The organism is Pseudomonas sp. GLN_2 (assembly GCF_043106005.1).
GTDB classification, from domain to species: domain Bacteria; phylum Pseudomonadota; class Gammaproteobacteria; order Pseudomonadales; family Pseudomonadaceae; genus Aquipseudomonas; species Aquipseudomonas alloputida.
The window spans coordinates 52,400-69,816 of record NZ_JBICMC010000013.1; the positions used below are offsets into that span (position 1 = coordinate 52,400).

A 17,417-nucleotide genomic window follows, 5' to 3' on the forward strand; every position below is an offset into this window, starting at 1 on the left:
ACTTAATGCAACATAAAAGCCCGGCACATGACCGGGCTTATGGTTTCCGCGTGTCACCTCACTGGTGATACTGCGCCGACAGCTCGTGCACGGCGTTGATGAACACGCCGGCATGCTCCGGGTCGACTTCCGGGGTAATGCCATGGCCAAGGTTGAACACATGGCCAGTGCCGTGGCCATAGCTGGCCAGGATGCGCGCCACTTCCTTGCGAATGGCCTCGGGCTTGGCGTAAAGCACGGTCGGGTCCATGTTGCCTTGCAGCGCCACCTTGTCACCCACGCGGCGGCGGGCGTCGCCGATCTCGCAGGTCCAGTCCAGGCCCAGTGCGTCGGCACCTGCGTCGGCGATGCTTTCCAGCCACAAGCCACCATTCTTGGTGAACAGGATCACCGGCACCTTGCGCCCCTCGTGCTCGCGGATCAGGCCGCTGACGATCTTGCGCATGTAGGCCAGTGAGAACTCCTGGTAGGCCGCCGCGGACAGGTTGCCGCCCCAGGTGTCGAAGATCTGTACGGCCTGGGCGCCGGCCAGGATCTGGCCGTTAAGGTAGCTGGTGACCGACTGGGCCAGCTTGTCCAGCAGCAGGTGCAGGGCTTGCGGGTTGTCGTAGGCCATGGCCTTGGTCTTGCGGAAGTCCTTCGACGAGCCGCCTTCGACCATGTAGGTGGCCAGGGTCCACGGGCTGCCGGAGAAGCCGATCAACGGCACACGGCCATTGAGCTCACGGCGAATGGTGCTGACCGCGTCCATCACGTAGCCGAGGTCTTTCTGTGGGTCCGGGACTGGCAGCGCTTCGATGTCAGCGGGGGTGCTGATGACCTTCTTGAAACGCGGGCCTTCGCCGGTTTCGAAGTACAGGCCCAGGCCCATGGCATCGGGAATGGTAAGGATGTCCGAGAACAGGATCGCTGCGTCCAGCGGGTAGCGGTCCAGCGGCTGCAGGGTGACCTCGCAGGCGAACTGCGGGTTCATGCACAGGCTCATGAAGTCACCGGCCTTGGCGCGGCTGGCGCGGTACTCCGGCAGGTAGCGGCCGGCCTGGCGCATCATCCACACCGGGGTGACGTCTACGGGTTGCTTGAGCAGTGCACGCAGGAAACGATCGTTCTTCAGGGCAGTCATGTCGGCATCCGGAAAAATAGTGCGGGCATTTTCTCAGACACCAGCGCAAAAGGCACGGCCATGGCCATGTGTTTTGTCTATTGGATGCCACAGATCAAGCGTTTTTGTATACAAAAGCTTCGCGGGCATGCCCGCTACCACGGGTTCTACGCTTAACCCTGTGGGAGCGGGCCTGCCCGCGAATAGGTCGCCAATCAGACTTCGAGGTAGTCCAGGATACCCTCGGCAGCCGTACGCCCTTCAAAGATCGCAGTCACCACCAGGTCCGAACCGCGCACCATGTCGCCACCGGCAAACACTTTCGGGTTGCTGGTCTGGTGCTTGAACTTGCCCTTCTCCGGGGCAACCACACGGCCCTGGCTGTCCAGCTGAATGCCATGCTGTTCAAACCACGGCGCCGGGCTCGGGCGGAAGCCGAAGGCGATTACCACGGCGTCTGCCGGCAGGATCTCTTCGGAGCCCGGGATTGGCTCAGGGCTGCGACGGCCACGGGCATCAGGCTCGCCCAGGCGGGTCTCGACCACTTTGACACCTTCGACCTTGTCCTCACCCACAATGGCGATGGGCTGGCGGTTGTAGAGGAATTTCACACCCTCTTCCTTGGCGTTCTTCACCTCTTTGCGCGAACCCGGCATGTTGGCTTCGTCACGACGATAAGCACAGGTCACCGCCTTGGCACCCTGACGGATCGAGGTACGGTTGCAGTCCATCGCGGTGTCACCACCACCCAGCACCACCACTTTCTTGCCCTGCATGTCGACGAAGTCTTCCGGCGACTTCTCGAAGCCCAGGTTGCGGTTGACGTTGGCGATCAGGAAGTCCAGTGCGTCATGCACGCCCGGCAGGTCTTCGCCCGGGAAGCCGCCCTTCATGTAGGTGTAGGTACCCATGCCCATGAACACCGCGTCGTACTCGGCGAGCAGCTGTTCCATGGTCACGTCCTTGCCCACCTCGGTGTTCAGGCGGAACTCGATGCCCATGCCGGTGAACACTTCACGGCGGTTGCTGAGCACGGTCTTTTCCAGCTTGAACTCGGGGATACCGAAGGTCAGCAGGCCACCGATCTCAGGGTTTTTGTCGAACACCACCGGGGTTACCCCGGCGCGCACCAGCACGTCGGCGCAGCCCAGGCCCGCCGGGCCGGCGCCGATGATGGCAACGCGCTTGCCGGTGGGCTTGACCTTGGACATGTCCGGGCGCCAGCCCATGGCGAAGGCGGTGTCGGTGATGTACTTCTCCACCGAGCCGATGGTCACCGCGCCGAAACCGTCGTTCAGGGTGCAGGCACCCTCGCACAGGCGGTCTTGCGGGCAAACACGGCCGCATACTTCCGGCAGGGTGTTGGTCTGGTGCGACAGTTCCGCCGCAGCCAGGATGTTGCCTTCGGAGACCAGCTTCAACCAGTTGGGGATGAAGTTGTGTACCGGGCACTTCCACTCGCAATACGGGTTACCGCAGCCCAGGCAGCGGTGCGCCTGCTCCACGGACTGCTGCGGCTTGAACGGTTCGTAGATTTCCACGAACTCCTTCTTGCGCTGGCGCAACAGCTTTTTTTTCGGGTCCTTTCGGCCCACTTCGATGAACTGGAAGTCGTTGTTCAGACGTTCAGCCATTTTTCAAAACCTCTTTACAGCAGCTGCAAGCTACACGCTGCAAGCCGCAAGACGATCACTTAAGCCGGGCAAACCTCTCACTGCCATTACGTGCAGCTTGAGGCTTGCCACTTGCAGCTGTTTTTACTGCGGGTTGGCACGGGTGCTGGACAACAGCTGCTTCAGGTTGGCTGCCTTCGGCTTGACCAGCCAGAAGCGCCGCACGTAGTCGTCCAGGTTCTCCGAGAGCTCACGCCCCCACTCGCTGCCGGTCTCATCCACATACTCGGCAAGGACACGCGCCAGGTGGCTACGGTAGGCCTCCATCGCTTCGCCACTGATACGCTGGATTTCCACCAGCTCGTGGTTGAGCTTGTCGACGAAGCTATTGTCCATGTCGAGCACGTAGGCAAAGCCGCCAGTCATGCCAGAACCGAAGTTGTAACCGGTCTTGCCCAGAACGCAGACAAAGCCGCCGGTCATGTATTCACAGCAGTGATCGCCAGTGCCCTCGACAACAGCATGGGCGCCGGAGTTACGCACAGCGAAGCGCTCGCCCGCAGTACCTGCGGCAAACAGCTTGCCGCCAGTGGCACCGTACAGGCAGGTGTTGCCGACGATGGCGCTGTGCTGGGTTTCGAACGGGCTGCCGGCTGGCGGCACGATGGTGACCTTGCCACCGGTCATGCCTTTGCCGACGTAATCGTTGGCGTCGCCTTCCAGGTGCAGGTTCAGGCCACCGGCGTTCCACACGCCAAAGCTCTGGCCCGCAGTCCCCTTGAAGCGGAAGGTGATCGGCGCCGCGGCCATGCCCTGGTTGCCATGCAGGCGGGCGATTTCGCCCGACACACGCGCACCGATGGAGCGGTCGCAGTTGCAGATGTCGAGGCTGAACTCGCCACCCGCCTGGTCGCGGATGGCCGGCATGGCCATATCAACCATCTTCTCGGCCAACTCGCCCAGGTCGAACGGTGGGTTCTTGTCGACTTCGCAGAACTGCGGTTTGTCCGCCGGAATGTGCGAGCTGCCCAGCAGCGGCGACAGGTCCAGGTACTGCTGGCGTTCGGTGTCACCTGGCAGCACTTCGAGCAGGTCGGTACGGCCGATCAACTCGCCAAGGCTGCGCACACCCAGCTTGGCCAACCACTCGCGGGTTTCTTCGGCGACAAAGGTGAAGAAGTTGATCACCATGTCGACGGTGCCGATGTAGTGGTCCTTGCGCAGCTTGTCGTTCTGGGTGGCCACGCCGGTGGCGCAGTTGTTCAGGTGGCAGATGCGCAGGTACTTGCAGCCCAGGGCAATCATTGGCGCGGTACCAAAGCCGAAGCTTTCGGCGCCGAGGATGGCCGCCTTGATCACGTCCAGGCCGGTTTTCAGGCCGCCGTCGGTCTGCACCCGCACCTTGCCACGCAGGTCATTGCCGCGCAGGGTCTGGTGGGTTTCCGCAAGGCCCAGCTCCCAAGGGGCGCCGGCGTATTTGATCGAGGTCAGCGGCGAAGCACCGGTACCACCGTCGTAACCGGAGATGGTGATCAGGTCGGCATAGGCCTTGGCCACACCTGCGGCGATGGTGCCCACGCCCGCTTCGGCTACCAACTTGACCGATACCAGCGCCTGTGGGTTGACCTGCTTGAGGTCGTAGATCAGCTGGGCCAGATCTTCGATCGAGTAGATGTCATGGTGGGGCGGTGGCGAGATCAGGGTCACGCCCGGTACCGCATAACGCAGCTTGGCGATCAGGCCGTTGACCTTTCCGCCCGGCAACTGGCCGCCCTCACCCGGTTTGGCGCCCTGGGCAACCTTGATCTGCAGCACTTCGGCGTTGACCAGATACTCCGGGGTCACACCAAAACGGCCGGTGGCCACCTGCTTGATCTTCGAGCTCTTGATGGTGCCATAGCGCGACGGGTCTTCGCCGCCTTCACCCGAGTTGGAGCGCGCGCCCAGGCGGTTCATGGCCTCGGCCAGCGCTTCGTGAGCTTCCGGCGACAGTGCACCCAGCGAGATACCCGCCGAGTCGAAACGCTTGAGAATCGCCTCCAGCGGCTCGATCTGCTCCAGCGCCAGCGGCTGGTCGGCCACCTTCACCTTGAGCAAGTCACGGATCATCGACACCGGGCGCTGGTCCACCAGCGTGGTGTATTCCTTGAACTTGGCGTAGTCGCCCTGCTGCACGGCGGCTTGCAGGGTGTTGACCACGTCCGGGTTGTAGGCGTGGTATTCGCCACCGTGGACGAACTTCAGCAGGCCACCTTGCTGGATCGGCTTGCGCGCGCTCCAGGCTTCGGCCGCCAGCAGCTTCTGGTCGTTTTCCAGGTCTTCGAAGCGCGCACCCTTGATGCGGCTGGACACGCCCTTGAAGCTCAGGCCGACCACTTCCTCGGCCAGGCCAATGGCTTCGAACAGCTGTGCACCGCGGTACGAGGCGATGGTGGAGATACCCATCTTGGACAGGATCTTCAGCAGGCCCTTGGAGATACCTTTGCGGTAGTACTTGAACACTTCGTCCAGGTCGCCCAGCACTTCGCCGGTACGGATCAGGTCAGCCAGTACTTCATACGCCAGGTACGGGTAAACGGCCGAGGCACCGAAGCCCAGCAGCACGGCGAAGTGATGCGGATCACGGGCGGTAGCGGTTTCCACCAGGATGTTGCTGTCGCAACGCAGGCCCTGTTCGGTCAGGCGGTGGTGCACTGCACCAACGGCCAGCGAAGCGTGCACCGGCAGCTTGCCCGGGGCGATATAACGGTCGCTCAGCACCAGCTGGGTCTTGCCCCCACGCACAGCCTCTTCGGCCTGGTCGGCAATGTTGCGGATGGCCGCTTCCAGGCCAACGCCCTGCTCATAGTTGAGGTCGATCAGCTGGCGGTCGAAGCCTTCGCGCTCCAGGTTCATCAGCGAACGCCACTTGGCGGGCGAGATGACCGGCGAGCTGAGAATGACCCGCGAAGCGTGCTCCGGGGACTCCTGGAAGATGTTGCGCTCAGCACCCAGGCAGATTTCCAGCGACATCACGATCGCTTCGCGCAGCGGGTCGATCGGCGGGTTGGTTACCTGAGCGAACTGCTGGCGGAAGAAGTCGTACGGCGAGCGCACGCGCTGCGACAGCACGGCCATCGGCGTGTCGTCACCCATCGAGCCAACGGCTTCCTGGCCCTGCTCACCCAACGGGCGCAGTACCTGGTCACGCTCTTCGAAGGTGACCTGGAACATCTTCATGTATTGCTTGAGCTGGTCAGCGTCGTAGCTGGCCACACCCTGGTCGTCGGTCAGCGTCGCCTGGATACGCGTAGCGTGCTGGCGCAACCAGCGCTTGTACGGGTGCCGCGACTTCAGGCGGTTGTCGATGGCGTCGGTGTCGAGGATCTGGCCGGTTTCGGTGTCCACGGCAAGGATCTGGCCCGGGCCGACACGGCCCTTGGCCAGCACTTCCTCAGGCTGATAGCCCCATACGCCGATTTCCGAGGCGATGGTGATGTAACCATTGGTGGTTGTTACCCAGCGCGCCGGGCGCAGGCCGTTGCGGTCGAGCAGGCACACCGCGTGGCGGCCTTCGGTCATGACGATACCGGCCGGGCCATCCCACGGTTCCATGTGCATGGAGTTGTATTCGTAGAAGGCGCGCAGGTCGGCGTCCATGGTCTCGACGTTCTGCCACGCTGGCGGTACCAGCATGCGCACGCCGCGGAACAGGTCGATGCCACCGGTGACCATCAGTTCCAGCATGTTGTCCATGCTGGACGAGTCGGAACCGACGCGGTTGACCAGCGGGCCGAGCTCTTCGAGGTCGGGGATCTGGTCATTGGCGAACTTGGTGCGACGAGCCACGGCCCAGTTACGGTTGCCGGTGATGGTGTTGATCTCGCCGTTATGGGCGAGGAAGCGGAACGGCTGCGCCAGCGGCCATTTCGGCAGGGTGTTGGTGGAGAAGCGCTGGTGGAACACGCAGATCGCGGTTTGCAGGCGCTCGTCACCCAGGTCTGGATAAAACGCCGCGAGATCGCGCGGCATCATCAGGCCTTTGTAGATGATGGTCTTGTGCGAGAAGCTGCAGATGTAGTGGTCGGCGTCGTGGGCGTTGGCCACCGACGAACGACGACGGGCACTGAACAGCTTGATGGCAAATTCCTGGTCGCTCAGGCCTTCACCGCCAATGAACACCTGCTCGATCTGCGGCAGGCGCTCAAGGGCCAGGCGGCCAAGGACGCTGGTGTCGATCGGCACCTTGCGCCAGCCGACCAGTTTCAGGCCAGCGGCGACGATCTCGCGGTCCATGTTGGCGCGGGCAGCTTCGGCTTTGACCGGGTCCTGGTTGAAGAACACCATGCCGACGGCGTACTGCTTGGGCAGCTCGACAGCGAAGTGCTCCTGGGCCATGGCACGCAGGAATTGATCGGGCTTCTGCATGAGCAGACCGCAACCGTCACCGGTCTTGCCGTCGGCATTGATGCCACCGCGGTGGGTCATGCACGTCAGCGCCTGCATGGCGGTTTGCAGAAGGTGGTGGCTCGGCACACCCGTCATATGGGCGATCAGGCCAAAACCACAGTTGTCCTTGAATTCTTCGGGATGGTACAGACCTGTTTTCATAGACACATTCTCACCAGGTTCACCTCTCAACGGAGGTAAATCTCTTTTTTAACAACCACTTACCATCCACGCCGATCAAACGCCAGCTTTTTTGCGGTGGTCATGGAAAACCATTGTTGCACAGCGACAGCGACGCCCACAAATTTTCATGTCTCATCATTGAAAATTTATGTCGCAATTTTGAATGTTTTTGCGCCATGCGCCGTGATAGCGGCTTGGCTCGAGTCTGAAGCGTTTCAGCCATGACTGCAACTAGGGGCTTGTGGCCGGCAGTCCGGGACAGAAAAGCCTGCCGCGCTCGGGCGCAGCAGGCTAGTCGAAAGCTAGAATTCGCTTAGCTACTGGGCGGCGGGGTGATGCCGCCCGGAAGGTATCAGCGGGCCGTGGCCAGCTCTTGTTGGACGCTGCCGACGGTACGTGGCCAAGGTTTACCAGCCTGGACCTTCGCTGGCAAGTTCTTGATTGCCGCAACCGCTGCGTCGCGGTTGGCGAAACTGCCGTAAGTCACGACGTACAGAGGCTTGCCCTGCAGGTTTTTCTTGAAGTAGCGATAGTCGCCACCCTGGGCCTTGACGTAAGCCTGGGCCGACGCTTCGGAGCTGGTACCAAGGATCTGCACCACATAATTGCCCGGCTTCTGTCCGGCATACCAGCCACTGTTGCCAGCGCCAGCGGCGGCTGGTTTTTCGGCAGCTTTGGCAGCCGGCTTGGCCACGGCGACCTGGGTCGGCGCCGGTGCTGGCTTGGCCGGCGCAACCGGCTTGGCGGGCTGGGTTGCAACAGGCTTGGGCGCAGGCGCAACCGACTGCACGGGCTGGGCAGGCGCAGGCGCCGGGCCAGCCGGCACACCTTGTGGCGGAGCGATGGTGGTCACGGTGGGTGGCGGGTTGCCAGGCTGCAGCGCGGTGTCGACAGCCGGGCCTCCCTCTTCACCCTCGCCCATGCCTGCGGCTTGGGCCAGCGGCTCGCGCATCACCGGCTGCGACTGGCCAACCAGTGGCAGCGGCATTGGCTGGGACGAGCCAGAGAACTCGATGGCAGCACCCTGCTTGCCGTCACCCAGCGGCAACTGGGCCTGGGCGGCCGGCGCTTCGGCAGGGGCCTTGTCGCCTTTCTTGGGCATCAATACCGCGGCCGCAACGGCAACCACGACCACAGCGGACAGTGCGAGCACATGTTTTTTAGGCATCTTGAACCCCATGGTTGGTCGCTTGGCCGTCGAGCGGCTGGCGATCATGGCTTCGATCAAAGTGTCACGGGCGACCTGATTGATGTTGCCAGGCCAGCCGTCGGAGTTTTCATGGATATCGGCGATCTGTTCACGGCTGAACACCTCGATGCCCCGACCAGCCCCTTCCAGGCGCTGCTCCAGGTACTCGCGGGTTTCTTCTTCACTGTAGGGCGCAAGCTCGATGATGTGGAAACGTTCTTCCTCGACATTGAGCTCATCCAGCCCGGCAATCAGCGATGGCTCACCGAACAGAAACACGTGCGGACGCCCTTCAGGAACCCCCGCCGCCAACTCCAGCAACGCTTGGAGTGCCGACTCGTCGAGTTGTTCCGCATCGTCCACCAGCAAATACACTTCCTGCCCGGTCAGTGCCAGCTGCACCACCTTCGACAGGATCGCCTGCACCTCGGGCTGGGCCACACCCAGCTCCTGCGCGACCTGCGCGAGCATACTGGAGGCGTCGCTGGCGCTGCGGGCCGACACCACCACACTTTGCACAGTCTGCTTGTTGGTGCTGGCCACCAGGGCCTGGCGAAGTAGCGACTTGCCGCTGCCCAACGGGCCGCTGACCACCAGCATCAACTGGCTATAGCGCGCCAGGTGGTGCAGTTGGCCAAGCACCGGTTTGCGCTGGGCCGGGAAGAACTTGAAGCCAGGTACGCGGGGCGCGAACGGATCATGGCTCAACTGGTAATGGTCGAGAAAGGCCTCATCGGCATGCAAACTTGTCATTGCGCTGTCACAACCTCAAAGCTGGGCCACGATCGCGCGGTAATCCGCCGACAGCGTGGCCTGAAGAATCTCTTTCGAATAGTCGTCGGTCACCACGGCCTCGCCCATTTGGCGCAGCAGCACCAAACGCAAACGACCGTCGAGCACCTTCTTGTCGACCGCCATGTGCTCCATGAAATGCGCCGGGGTCATTTCCTGTGGTGGCACCACCGGCAAACCTGCGTCCTGCAACAGGCGGATTCCACGATCGCGCTCAGCCTGGTCGATCCAGCCAAGGCGCATGGACATTTCCAGGGCCATCACTGTGCCCGCCGCGACAGCCTCGCCGTGCAGCCACACGCCATAGCCCATGTGGGTTTCGATAGCATGCCCGAAGGTATGCCCCAGGTTCAGCGTGGCCCGTACGCCCGACTCGCGCTCGTCAGCACCCACCACTGCGGCCTTGGCCGCGCAAGAGCGGCGGATGGCCTCGGTCAGGGCTGCCGAATCGAGGGCACGCAGTGCCTGCATATTGTCTTCGAGCCAGGCGAGGAACGGCTTGTCGCAAATCAGGCCGTACTTGATCACTTCGGCCAGACCTGCTGACAGCTCGCGCGCTGGCAGGGTCTTGAGGCTGGTGGTATCGATCAGCACCGCATTGGGCTGATAGAACGCACCGACCATGTTCTTGCCCAGCGGATGATTGATGCCGGTCTTGCCACCCACGGAAGAGTCGACCTGGGACAACAGGGTAGTCGGCACCTGGATGAAGTCGACGCCGCGCTGGTAGCAGGCGGCTGCGAAACCGGCCATGTCACCAATCACGCCACCACCCAGAGCGACCACAGTAGTACGACGATCATGCCGAGCTGTCAGCAGGCCATCGAAGATCAGCTGCAATGTTTCCCAGTTCTTGTGGGCTTCCCCATCGGGCAACACCACGGGCAGTACCGAGTAGGCTCCGAGGGCCTTGCTCAGGCGTTCGAGATACAGCGGCGCGACGGTCTCGTTGGAAACGATGGCTACCTGCCGACCCGCAATGTGCGGCGCCAGCAGCTCAGGCTGGTCCAGCAGGCCTTCGCCAATGTAGATCGGGTAGCTACGCTCGCCCAGGTCGACCTTTAGTGTCTGCATGTATCCCCACAATGTACTTGGGCGCGGCGCCATCCGGCGACCTGCGCGGTAACGTTGAGCCTCGCCTCGGCGCTGGGGGCCGAGAATAGTCCCGGGTTAACGGGGCGGCAACTGCTGCAAGCGCTCGAGAATATCGATCACCACCATGCGTGGTGGCCGCTCGTCGGTTTCAACCACCAGGTCGGCGATCTCGCGGTAGAGCGGGTCGCGGGTTTCCAGCAAGGTGCGCAAGGTCGCCTCCGGATTGGCCGTGCGCAGCAGCGGGCGATTGCGGTCGCGCGCGGTGCGACCGACTTGCTGCTCGACCGAAGCATGCAGGTAGATCACCCGGCCACCCTGATGCAGCGCCTGCCGGTTGGCTTCGCGCATCACCGCGCCACCGCCGGTGGCCAGCACCACACCGTCGAGCGCGCACAACTCGGCAATCATCGCTTGCTCGCGATCACGGAAACCCGGCTCGCCTTCCTTGTCGAATATCCACGGGATGTTTGCGCCGCATCGCAGTTCGATTTCCTTGTCGGAATCCTTGAACAGCAGGCGCAGCTCTTTGGCCAACAGGCGTCCGATGGTGCTTTTACCAGCGCCCATGGGCCCCACAAGTATCAAATTTCGCACAGAATCAACGACTCACAGCAATCGCCTGGTCACTCATGATACGCGGAGTCAGGAAGACCAGCAGCTCGGATTTTTTCTCTTGTAATGCATCGCGTCGAAACAGCCGCCCAACATACGGCAGATCGCCGAAAAATGGCACCTTGTCGACCACATTGTTTTGCGAAGTCGAGTAGACGCCACCGATCACGATCGTTTCGCCGTCAGCCACACGAACCTTGGCATTGACCTCGTTCTTGCGGATCGGCGGTACGTTGTTCAAGGCATTGACGTAATCCGGCTCGTCCTTGGTCACCCTGACGGTCATGATCACCTTGTTGTCCGGAGTGATCTGTGGCGTTACTTCCAGCGACAGCGAGGCTTCGCGAAACGATACCGAGGTAGCGCCGCTTTGGCTGGTTTCCTGGTAAGGCACCTCGGTACCCTTGAGGATCCTCGCCGTTTCCTTGTCAGCCGTGACCACCTTGGGCTGCGAAATGATCTCGCCGTTGCCGCTTTTTTCCATGGCACTGAGCTCCAGGTCCAGCAACACGTCACCGCGCAACAGACCCAGGCCGATACTGCTGCCGGCTCGTTCCAGACCGAGGTCGACGAACAGCTCCTTGCCGGGCCGCAGTTTCTCGCCGTACAGCGGCCCACCCCAGCGTACCCCCAGGCTTTTCTCATAATCGACGTTGGCCTCGACGATACGCGCCTCGATCGCTACCTGACGCACCGGCACGTCCAACTGCGCCACCAACTGGCGCATCTCGGCCAGGCGGTCAGCGGGCAGGTACACCACCAGCGTATTGGTGCGCTCATCGACACTCAGGCTACCCGTGGAGATGCCGCCACCCTCCAGACTTGCCAGCAGCAACTGCGCCAAATCGGCGGCCTTGGCGTGGTGAATGGTCAGCAGTTCCCGACGCAATGGCTGCAGCTGCGCGTCCAGCACTTGGCTCACCCGGGCGTCTGCCGATTGCGCGGCAAACTCGGCCGCAGGCGCCACCAACAGCACATTGCCCTCCTGGCGCCGGGACAGGCCCTTGCTGCGCAGCACCAGGTCGAGCGCCTGATCCCACGGCACGTCCTGCAAACGCAAAGTGACGCTGCCTTGTACCGCATCACTGGCAACCAGGTTGACGCCGGCGTAGTCAGCCAGCACCTGCAGCACCGCACGCACCTCTACATCCTGGAAGTTCAGCGACAGGGGTTCACCCTGGTAAGGCGTCGCCGAAGCCAGCGGGATCGACAGCAGGGTTGCCAGCAGGTATTTCATCCACGTTTTCATTCGGGTCCGAGGCCTCCTTGCCCAGGCGCTTGGCGAGGGTGATGAACGCCGTGCGCTCGTGCCATACCCCCGCCATGAACAGCCGCTCACGCACTTCGACCTGACGTTGGTCTACATGCATCACTACCCCCTGATCACGCCCTACCCGGTCGCCCGGGCGTACGCGATAGAGCTTGCCAGCCGCCATCAGCAGTGCCTCGCGTGCCGTCCCGCGCGCCAGGCTGCCGACCATTTCCAGCTGCGCCAACGGCACGCCGACCAGCCCGGCACTGGCCACTCGCGCCGCAGCGGGCGCAAACGGGTCCACTTCAGGTACAACCATTACGGCCCTTGCCGGCAGGTGCGCCAGCATTGCAGGTGCCTTAATGGGCGTAGCCGCGTGATAGGCATCAACCCGCAACTGCAGGCGCAACAGTCCAGGCTGGCGATCAACGGTTGCCAGGCTCATGTCACCGCTGCGCAGAATCCGCGCCTGCCCTAACCAGTCGTCCAGCCACAGCCGCAAGGCCCGATAACGCCCCACCACTTGCACCACCAGCGGTACCTTGCTGAATCCGGCCTGTTGCTCACCCTCATCTACATCGAGGCGTTCGACAAGCAAGCCATGTGCATGCCCCGACACTGCCAGTCGTTCAAGCAGGTCGCTCATGCTCTCCCCGGCGGCCAGATACCAGTGCGCCTCTTGCAACCGCTGCTCGGCAATCAACACTAAAGCCTTCAGCCGCTCCAGTTCGGCCAACTGCACTGCATTGGCTGCCTGCAGCTGGTTCAACTCGACATGCCTGGCATCCTCCCGCGCCTGCTGCTGCAACAGGGCGGGCAGGCGCATCGCGCAGCCCAGGCTGAACAACACAACAGCCACCAGCACTGGCGCCAACCGTCGGAAGCGGCCTGAGCCCTCGACCACTGCCAGCCAAGCGAGCATCTGCGCGGTACTCACGACCAGAACGCCGCGACGCGAGCGGTGAGCAGAAACTCATCGCCGTCCGGCAGGCTCTTGATGCGCTTGAGCTCCAGATCGAGCAAAACGTTCGAGCGGTGCAAGTCGCGCATGAACTGCGCCACCACAGCACCGGAAGCAGCCAACCCTGTCACCTGCAAGCGGCCACTATCAAGGGTCAGGCCGATTAGCTGCACACCCTCAGGCAACGCTCCTTCAAGGTCGGCGAAGACACCGGCCAATACTCCCTGATGGGCGCGCAGGCCTTCCAGGGCCACCGCACGGGCAAGTAGCGCTTCATGCTGTGCACGCACTTCGGCCAGCGGCTGCAACTGCTCACCTTGTGCATCAAGGGTCGCTTGGCGCTGGGTATTGGCCAGCACCTGCTGCTGCCCGCGTTGGCGGGCCAGCTGGTCGACCAGCATCACGGCGCACAAAGCCAAGAGTGCGCCAGCAATCAGCTGGCCTCGAAAGCGCCGCAGCGCCGCCTGACGCTGCCGTTCGCGCCAGGGCAGAAGGTTCAGCCGCATCATGGGCGCAAACCTCCCAAGGCCAAGGCGCAGGCCAGGAGCATCGCCCCATCAACATGCTCAAGCCCTGCCAGCCCAGGCAGGTACGTGCACCGCACATTCAGCCGGCTGCCAAGGCCTTGCAGCCAGCCCGGATTGATCGATGAGCTGCTGGCAACCCACAACCCCGCAGGCAGGCTCTGCCTGGCAAGTAAAGCCTGCAGGCGCTCTGGCCATTGCCCGTTCATATCCGGGCCAGTAGTTTGTAGTTCACAGCGCTGGTACACCCTGCCTGGCTGCCAGTCATGAAGCGTTACACTGCGGGTTTCGACACGCAGCAGCGCTGCTCCCTCAAGGCCACCCTGTGGCAACATGCGGCACAAGGCAATGGTGTCGACCTCGACGGCTTCCAACTGCAAGCCCGCCTCCTCGACGACGGATTCGAGTGACGCCAGCGCACTCTGTCGACAGGCAGCAACCATTACCTCTGAGCAACCTGGCTGGTCATGGGAAGCCCCCATGACCTGAAAATCCAAGGCCAGGTCTTCCAGCGGAAACGGAAACAGCCGCTCTGCATCGGCAAGCAGTTGTGCCTCCAACTGCGCCCCGCTCTGCTCCACCGGCAGATGGCACAACTTGCAGATAACCTGACTGGCCGGCAGTGCCAGCGCTACCCGGCGTTGCCTGAGGCCGCTGCGCCGGTAAGCGCGCTGCAGCGCAGCCACCACCTCCCCAGGCGCCTCAGCCCAGTCATCGGCCAGCGGCGCCTGAAACAGCTCTTGTGCCGATCCCATCACACGCCAGCGTCGATTGCGCTGCTGCAGTTGCATCATCCGAACGGCGTCGGGCGTGATTTCCACCCCCACCAGTGAACCGGCATCCTTGCCGAAGCGTCCAAACATCGCGACTCCTGTGCTGTCTGTTGCAGCTGCCAAGCGCAGCCACCTGTCGCAACCCCGCGGCAACACTGGGCCAGGGCTACACATCGAGTCGATGAGTAGCCTGGCCGGTCACCCGGAAAGGCGAAAAATGCTTATAATGCCCAGCGTTTTTTGGTCCACCGGACCTGCGTGCAATCCACTCCCAACCTGGACACCGAAAAGCCTTGATACGTCTGCTGAAGTTCTTCTGGTGGTCTTCCGTCGCAGTCATCTGCGCGCTCGTACTCGGTGTGAGCGGTGCGTTTCTGTATCTTAGTCCCAGCCTGCCCTCGGTCGAGTCCCTCAGAAGCATCCAGTTGCAGATCCCCCTCAGGGTGTACAGCAGCGATGGCAAGCTGATTGCCGAATTCGGCGAAATGCGCCGCTCGCCGATCCGCTTCGCGGAAATTCCCCCACAATTCATTCAGGCGCTGCTGTCAGCCGAGGACGACAATTTCCTCAACCACTACGGTGTCGACCCCAGCAGCCTGATGCGCGCCGCGACCCAGCTGGTGAAAACCGGGCATATCCAGACCGGCGGCAGCACCATCACCATGCAGGTGGCGAAGAACTTCTTCCTCACCAGCGAACGCAGCTTCTCACGCAAGACCAACGAAATCCTGCTGGCCCTGCAGATCGAGCGTGAGCTGACCAAGGACGAAATCCTTGAGCTGTACGTGAACAAGATCTACCTGGGCAACCGCGCCTACGGTATCGATGCAGCAGCACAGGTGTATTACGGCAAGTCCATCCGTGACGTGAGCCTGGCGCAGATGGCGATGATCGCCGGCCTGCCCAAGGCACCGTCGCGCTTCAACCCGCTGGCCAACCCGGTGCGCGCCAAAGAGCGCCGCGACTGGATCCTCGGACGCATGTACAAGCTGGGTAAAATCGACCAGGCCAGCTACGAGGCCGCCCTGGCCGAGCCGCTCAACGCCAGCTATCACGTGCCGACGCCTGAGGTGAATGCCCCGTACATCGCCGAAATGGCCCGCGCGGAAATGGTCGGCCGCTACGGCAGCGACGCCTACACCGAAGGCTTCCGCGTCACGACCACCGTGCCTAGCGACATGCAGGAAATGGCCAACAAGGCCGTCCTCAAGGGCCTCTCCGATTACGATGAGCGCCACGGCTACCGTGGCCCTGAAGCACGCTTCCCGGGCCGCACCCAGGCAGCGTGGCTGCAGGAGCTGGGCAAGCAACGCACCCTTGGCGGCCTGGAGCCAGCCATTGTCACCCAGGTGGAACACACCGGCCTCAAGGTGCTGACCCGTGACGGCCAAGAGGCGCAGGTTGCCTGGGACACCATGAAATGGGCGCGCCCGTTCATCAACAACAACGCCCAGGGCCGCTCACCGCAATCGCCGGCCGACGTGGCCCAGGTCGGTGACCTGGTGCGCCTGCAACGCCTTGACGATGGCACATTGAAGTTCAGCCAGGTGCCCGTTGCGCAGAGTGCCCTGGTCACCCTCGACCCGAACAACGGCGCCATCCGCGCCCTGGTCGGCGGTTTCTCGTTCGAACAGAGCAACTACAACCGCGCCGTGCAGGCCAAGCGCCAACCGGGCTCGAGTTTCAAACCCTTCATCTACAGCGCCGCGCTGGACAGCGGCTACACCGCTTCCAGCCTGGTCAACGATGCGCCGATCGTGTTCGTTGACGAGTCGGTGGATAAAGTGTGGCGACCGAAGAACGATACCAACACCTTCCTCGGCCCTATCCGCATGCGTGAGGCGCTGTACAAGTCACGTAACCTGGTGTCGATCCGCCTGCTGCAAGCCATGGGCGTGGACCGCACCATCGACTACATCGCCAAGTTCGGCTTCAACAAGCAGGACCTGCCGCGCAACCTGTCGCTGGCCCTGGGCACCGCCACCCTGACCCCGATGGAAATCGCCACCGGCTGGAGCACCTTTGCCAACGGTGGGTACAAGGTCACCCCGTACCTGATCGAGCGCATCGAGAGCCGCAGCGGCGAGACACTGTTCACCGCCAACCCAGCCCGCGTACCGCAAGGTGCCCAAGACCAGGCGGGCCTGGCCGCACCCGAGCAGCCAATCAGCACTGCGGCCATGCCGGGCGAAGCACCTTCTGCCTTCAGCCAGGTGGCCGCGGCACCGCAAGCGCCGGCAGTGGCCGAACAGATCATCGACGGGCGTACCACCTACATCCTCACCAGCATGCTGCAGGACGTGATCAAGCGCGGCACCGGCCGCCGGGCGCTGGCCTTGGGCCGCACCGACCTGGCGGGCAAGACGGGTACGACCAACGAATCCAAGGACGCCTGGTTCTCCGGTTACAACGCCGATTACGTGACTACCGTTTGGGTCGGCTTCGACCAACCGGAAACCCTCGGTCGCCGCGAATATGGTGGGACTGCGGCACTGCCGATCTGGATGAACTTCATGGGCGCGGCGCTCAAGGACAAGCCTGCGCATGCCCCGGCAGAGCCGGAGGGCATTCTCAGCTTGCGCGTCGACCCGGTCAGCGGGCGCGCGGCATCGCCGAGCACCCCGAATGCCTACTTCGAGCTGTTCAAAGCCGAAGATTCGCCGCCGTCGGTGGACGAGCTGGGCAATGGCGCAACACCGGGCAGCCCGCTGCCAGCCGATGAAGCAACGCCGATGGATTTGTTCTAAGGCAGGGCGCCTGACTCAGGTTTTGCGTGGGCGCGTGAATCGAGCGCCGCCCGCGCGGCGCATCGCGACGCAAGGCCGCTCCCACATCTGCTGCAACGTGCCGAACCTGCCAGGCCATGGTTGCCCGCCTGGGTGCATGCCTTGAG

Annotated in this window: 11 protein-coding genes; 1 reads left to right on the plus strand and 10 read right to left on the minus strand. The window is 62.8% G+C overall.

The window, feature by feature from the left end:
- Positions 1-58: 58 nt before the first annotated feature.
- The 10 genes from hemE to pilM form a co-directional block, all read right to left on the minus strand.
- Positions 59-1,123, minus strand: a complete 1,065-nt coding sequence (gene hemE / locus ACF8Q6_RS03180; protein ID WP_003249158.1) for a uroporphyrinogen decarboxylase — start codon at positions 1,121-1,123, stop codon at positions 59-61.
- 194 nt (positions 1,124-1,317) lie between these two features.
- The gene (locus ACF8Q6_RS03185; protein WP_003249156.1) at positions 1,318-2,736 is read right to left on the minus strand and encodes an FAD-dependent oxidoreductase; all 1,419 of its coding nucleotides are present in this window, start codon (positions 2,734-2,736) and stop codon (positions 1,318-1,320) included.
- Between the two features lie 123 nt (positions 2,737-2,859).
- Positions 2,860-7,305, minus strand: coding sequence for a glutamate synthase large subunit (gene gltB, locus ACF8Q6_RS03190; protein ID WP_004575494.1), 4,446 nt, complete (start codon positions 7,303-7,305; stop codon positions 2,860-2,862).
- 373 nt (positions 7,306-7,678) lie between these two features.
- Positions 7,679-9,268, minus strand: a complete 1,590-nt coding sequence (locus ACF8Q6_RS03195) for an SPOR domain-containing protein (RefSeq protein WP_019439128.1) — start codon at positions 9,266-9,268, stop codon at positions 7,679-7,681.
- 15 nt (positions 9,269-9,283) lie between these two features.
- Positions 9,284-10,381 carry a 3-dehydroquinate synthase gene (aroB, locus tag ACF8Q6_RS03200; protein WP_003249149.1) on the minus strand — a complete coding sequence of 366 codons (1,098 nt, stop codon included), beginning with the start codon at positions 10,379-10,381 and terminating at the stop codon, positions 9,284-9,286.
- Between the two features lie 96 nt (positions 10,382-10,477).
- Complete coding sequence (gene aroK / locus ACF8Q6_RS03205; protein WP_010955625.1) at positions 10,478-10,996, minus strand: shikimate kinase AroK; 519 nt, start codon at positions 10,994-10,996, stop codon at positions 10,478-10,480.
- Between the two features lie 4 nt (positions 10,997-11,000).
- The gene (locus ACF8Q6_RS03210) at positions 11,001-12,263 is read right to left on the minus strand and encodes a type IV pilus secretin PilQ (RefSeq protein WP_019752678.1); all 1,263 of its coding nucleotides are present in this window, start codon (positions 12,261-12,263) and stop codon (positions 11,001-11,003) included.
- Entirely contained in the window at positions 12,187-13,188 is a 1,002-nt protein-coding gene (locus ACF8Q6_RS03215; RefSeq protein ID WP_392489717.1) for a pilus assembly protein PilP, read from the minus strand. The genes ACF8Q6_RS03210 and ACF8Q6_RS03215 overlap by 77 nt, the downstream gene beginning before the upstream one ends.
- A gap of 11 nt (positions 13,189-13,199) precedes the next feature.
- Positions 13,200-13,736, minus strand: coding sequence for a PilN domain-containing protein (locus ACF8Q6_RS03220; RefSeq protein WP_392489714.1), 537 nt, complete (start codon positions 13,734-13,736; stop codon positions 13,200-13,202).
- A complete protein-coding gene (gene pilM, locus ACF8Q6_RS03225; protein WP_392489716.1) occupies positions 13,733-14,614 on the minus strand; it encodes a type IV pilus biogenesis protein PilM in 882 nt (293 codons plus the stop codon). Before pilM ends, ACF8Q6_RS03220 begins: the two co-directional genes overlap by 4 nt.
- A gap of 206 nt (positions 14,615-14,820) precedes the next feature.
- Between pilM and ACF8Q6_RS03230 the strand changes: the two genes are divergently transcribed.
- Positions 14,821-17,271, plus strand: coding sequence for a penicillin-binding protein 1A (locus ACF8Q6_RS03230; RefSeq protein ID WP_392489715.1), 2,451 nt, complete (start codon positions 14,821-14,823; stop codon positions 17,269-17,271).
- Positions 17,272-17,417 lie beyond the last annotated feature (146 nt).

Coding starts and splice junctions, on each gene's coding strand:
- hemE (WP_003249158.1), bottom strand. CDS start 1,123: ATGACTGCCCTGAAGAACGATCGTTTCCTGCGTGCACTGCTCAAGCAA.
- ACF8Q6_RS03185 (WP_003249156.1), bottom strand. CDS start 2,736: ATGGCTGAACGTCTGAACAACGACTTCCAGTTCATCGAAGTGGGCCGA.
- gltB (WP_004575494.1), bottom strand. CDS start 7,305: ATGAAAACAGGTCTGTACCATCCCGAAGAATTCAAGGACAACTGTGGT.
- ACF8Q6_RS03195 (WP_019439128.1), bottom strand. CDS start 9,268: ATGACAAGTTTGCATGCCGATGAGGCCTTTCTCGACCATTACCAGTTG.
- aroB (WP_003249149.1), bottom strand. CDS start 10,381: ATGCAGACACTAAAGGTCGACCTGGGCGAGCGTAGCTACCCGATCTAC.
- ACF8Q6_RS03210 (WP_019752678.1), bottom strand. CDS start 12,263: ATGAAAACGTGGATGAAATACCTGCTGGCAACCCTGCTGTCGATCCCG.
- ACF8Q6_RS03215 (WP_392489717.1), bottom strand. CDS start 13,188: ATGCTCGCTTGGCTGGCAGTGGTCGAGGGCTCAGGCCGCTTCCGACGG.
- ACF8Q6_RS03220 (WP_392489714.1), bottom strand. CDS start 13,736: ATGATGCGGCTGAACCTTCTGCCCTGGCGCGAACGGCAGCGTCAGGCG.
- pilM (WP_392489716.1), bottom strand. CDS start 14,614: ATGTTTGGACGCTTCGGCAAGGATGCCGGTTCACTGGTGGGGGTGGAA.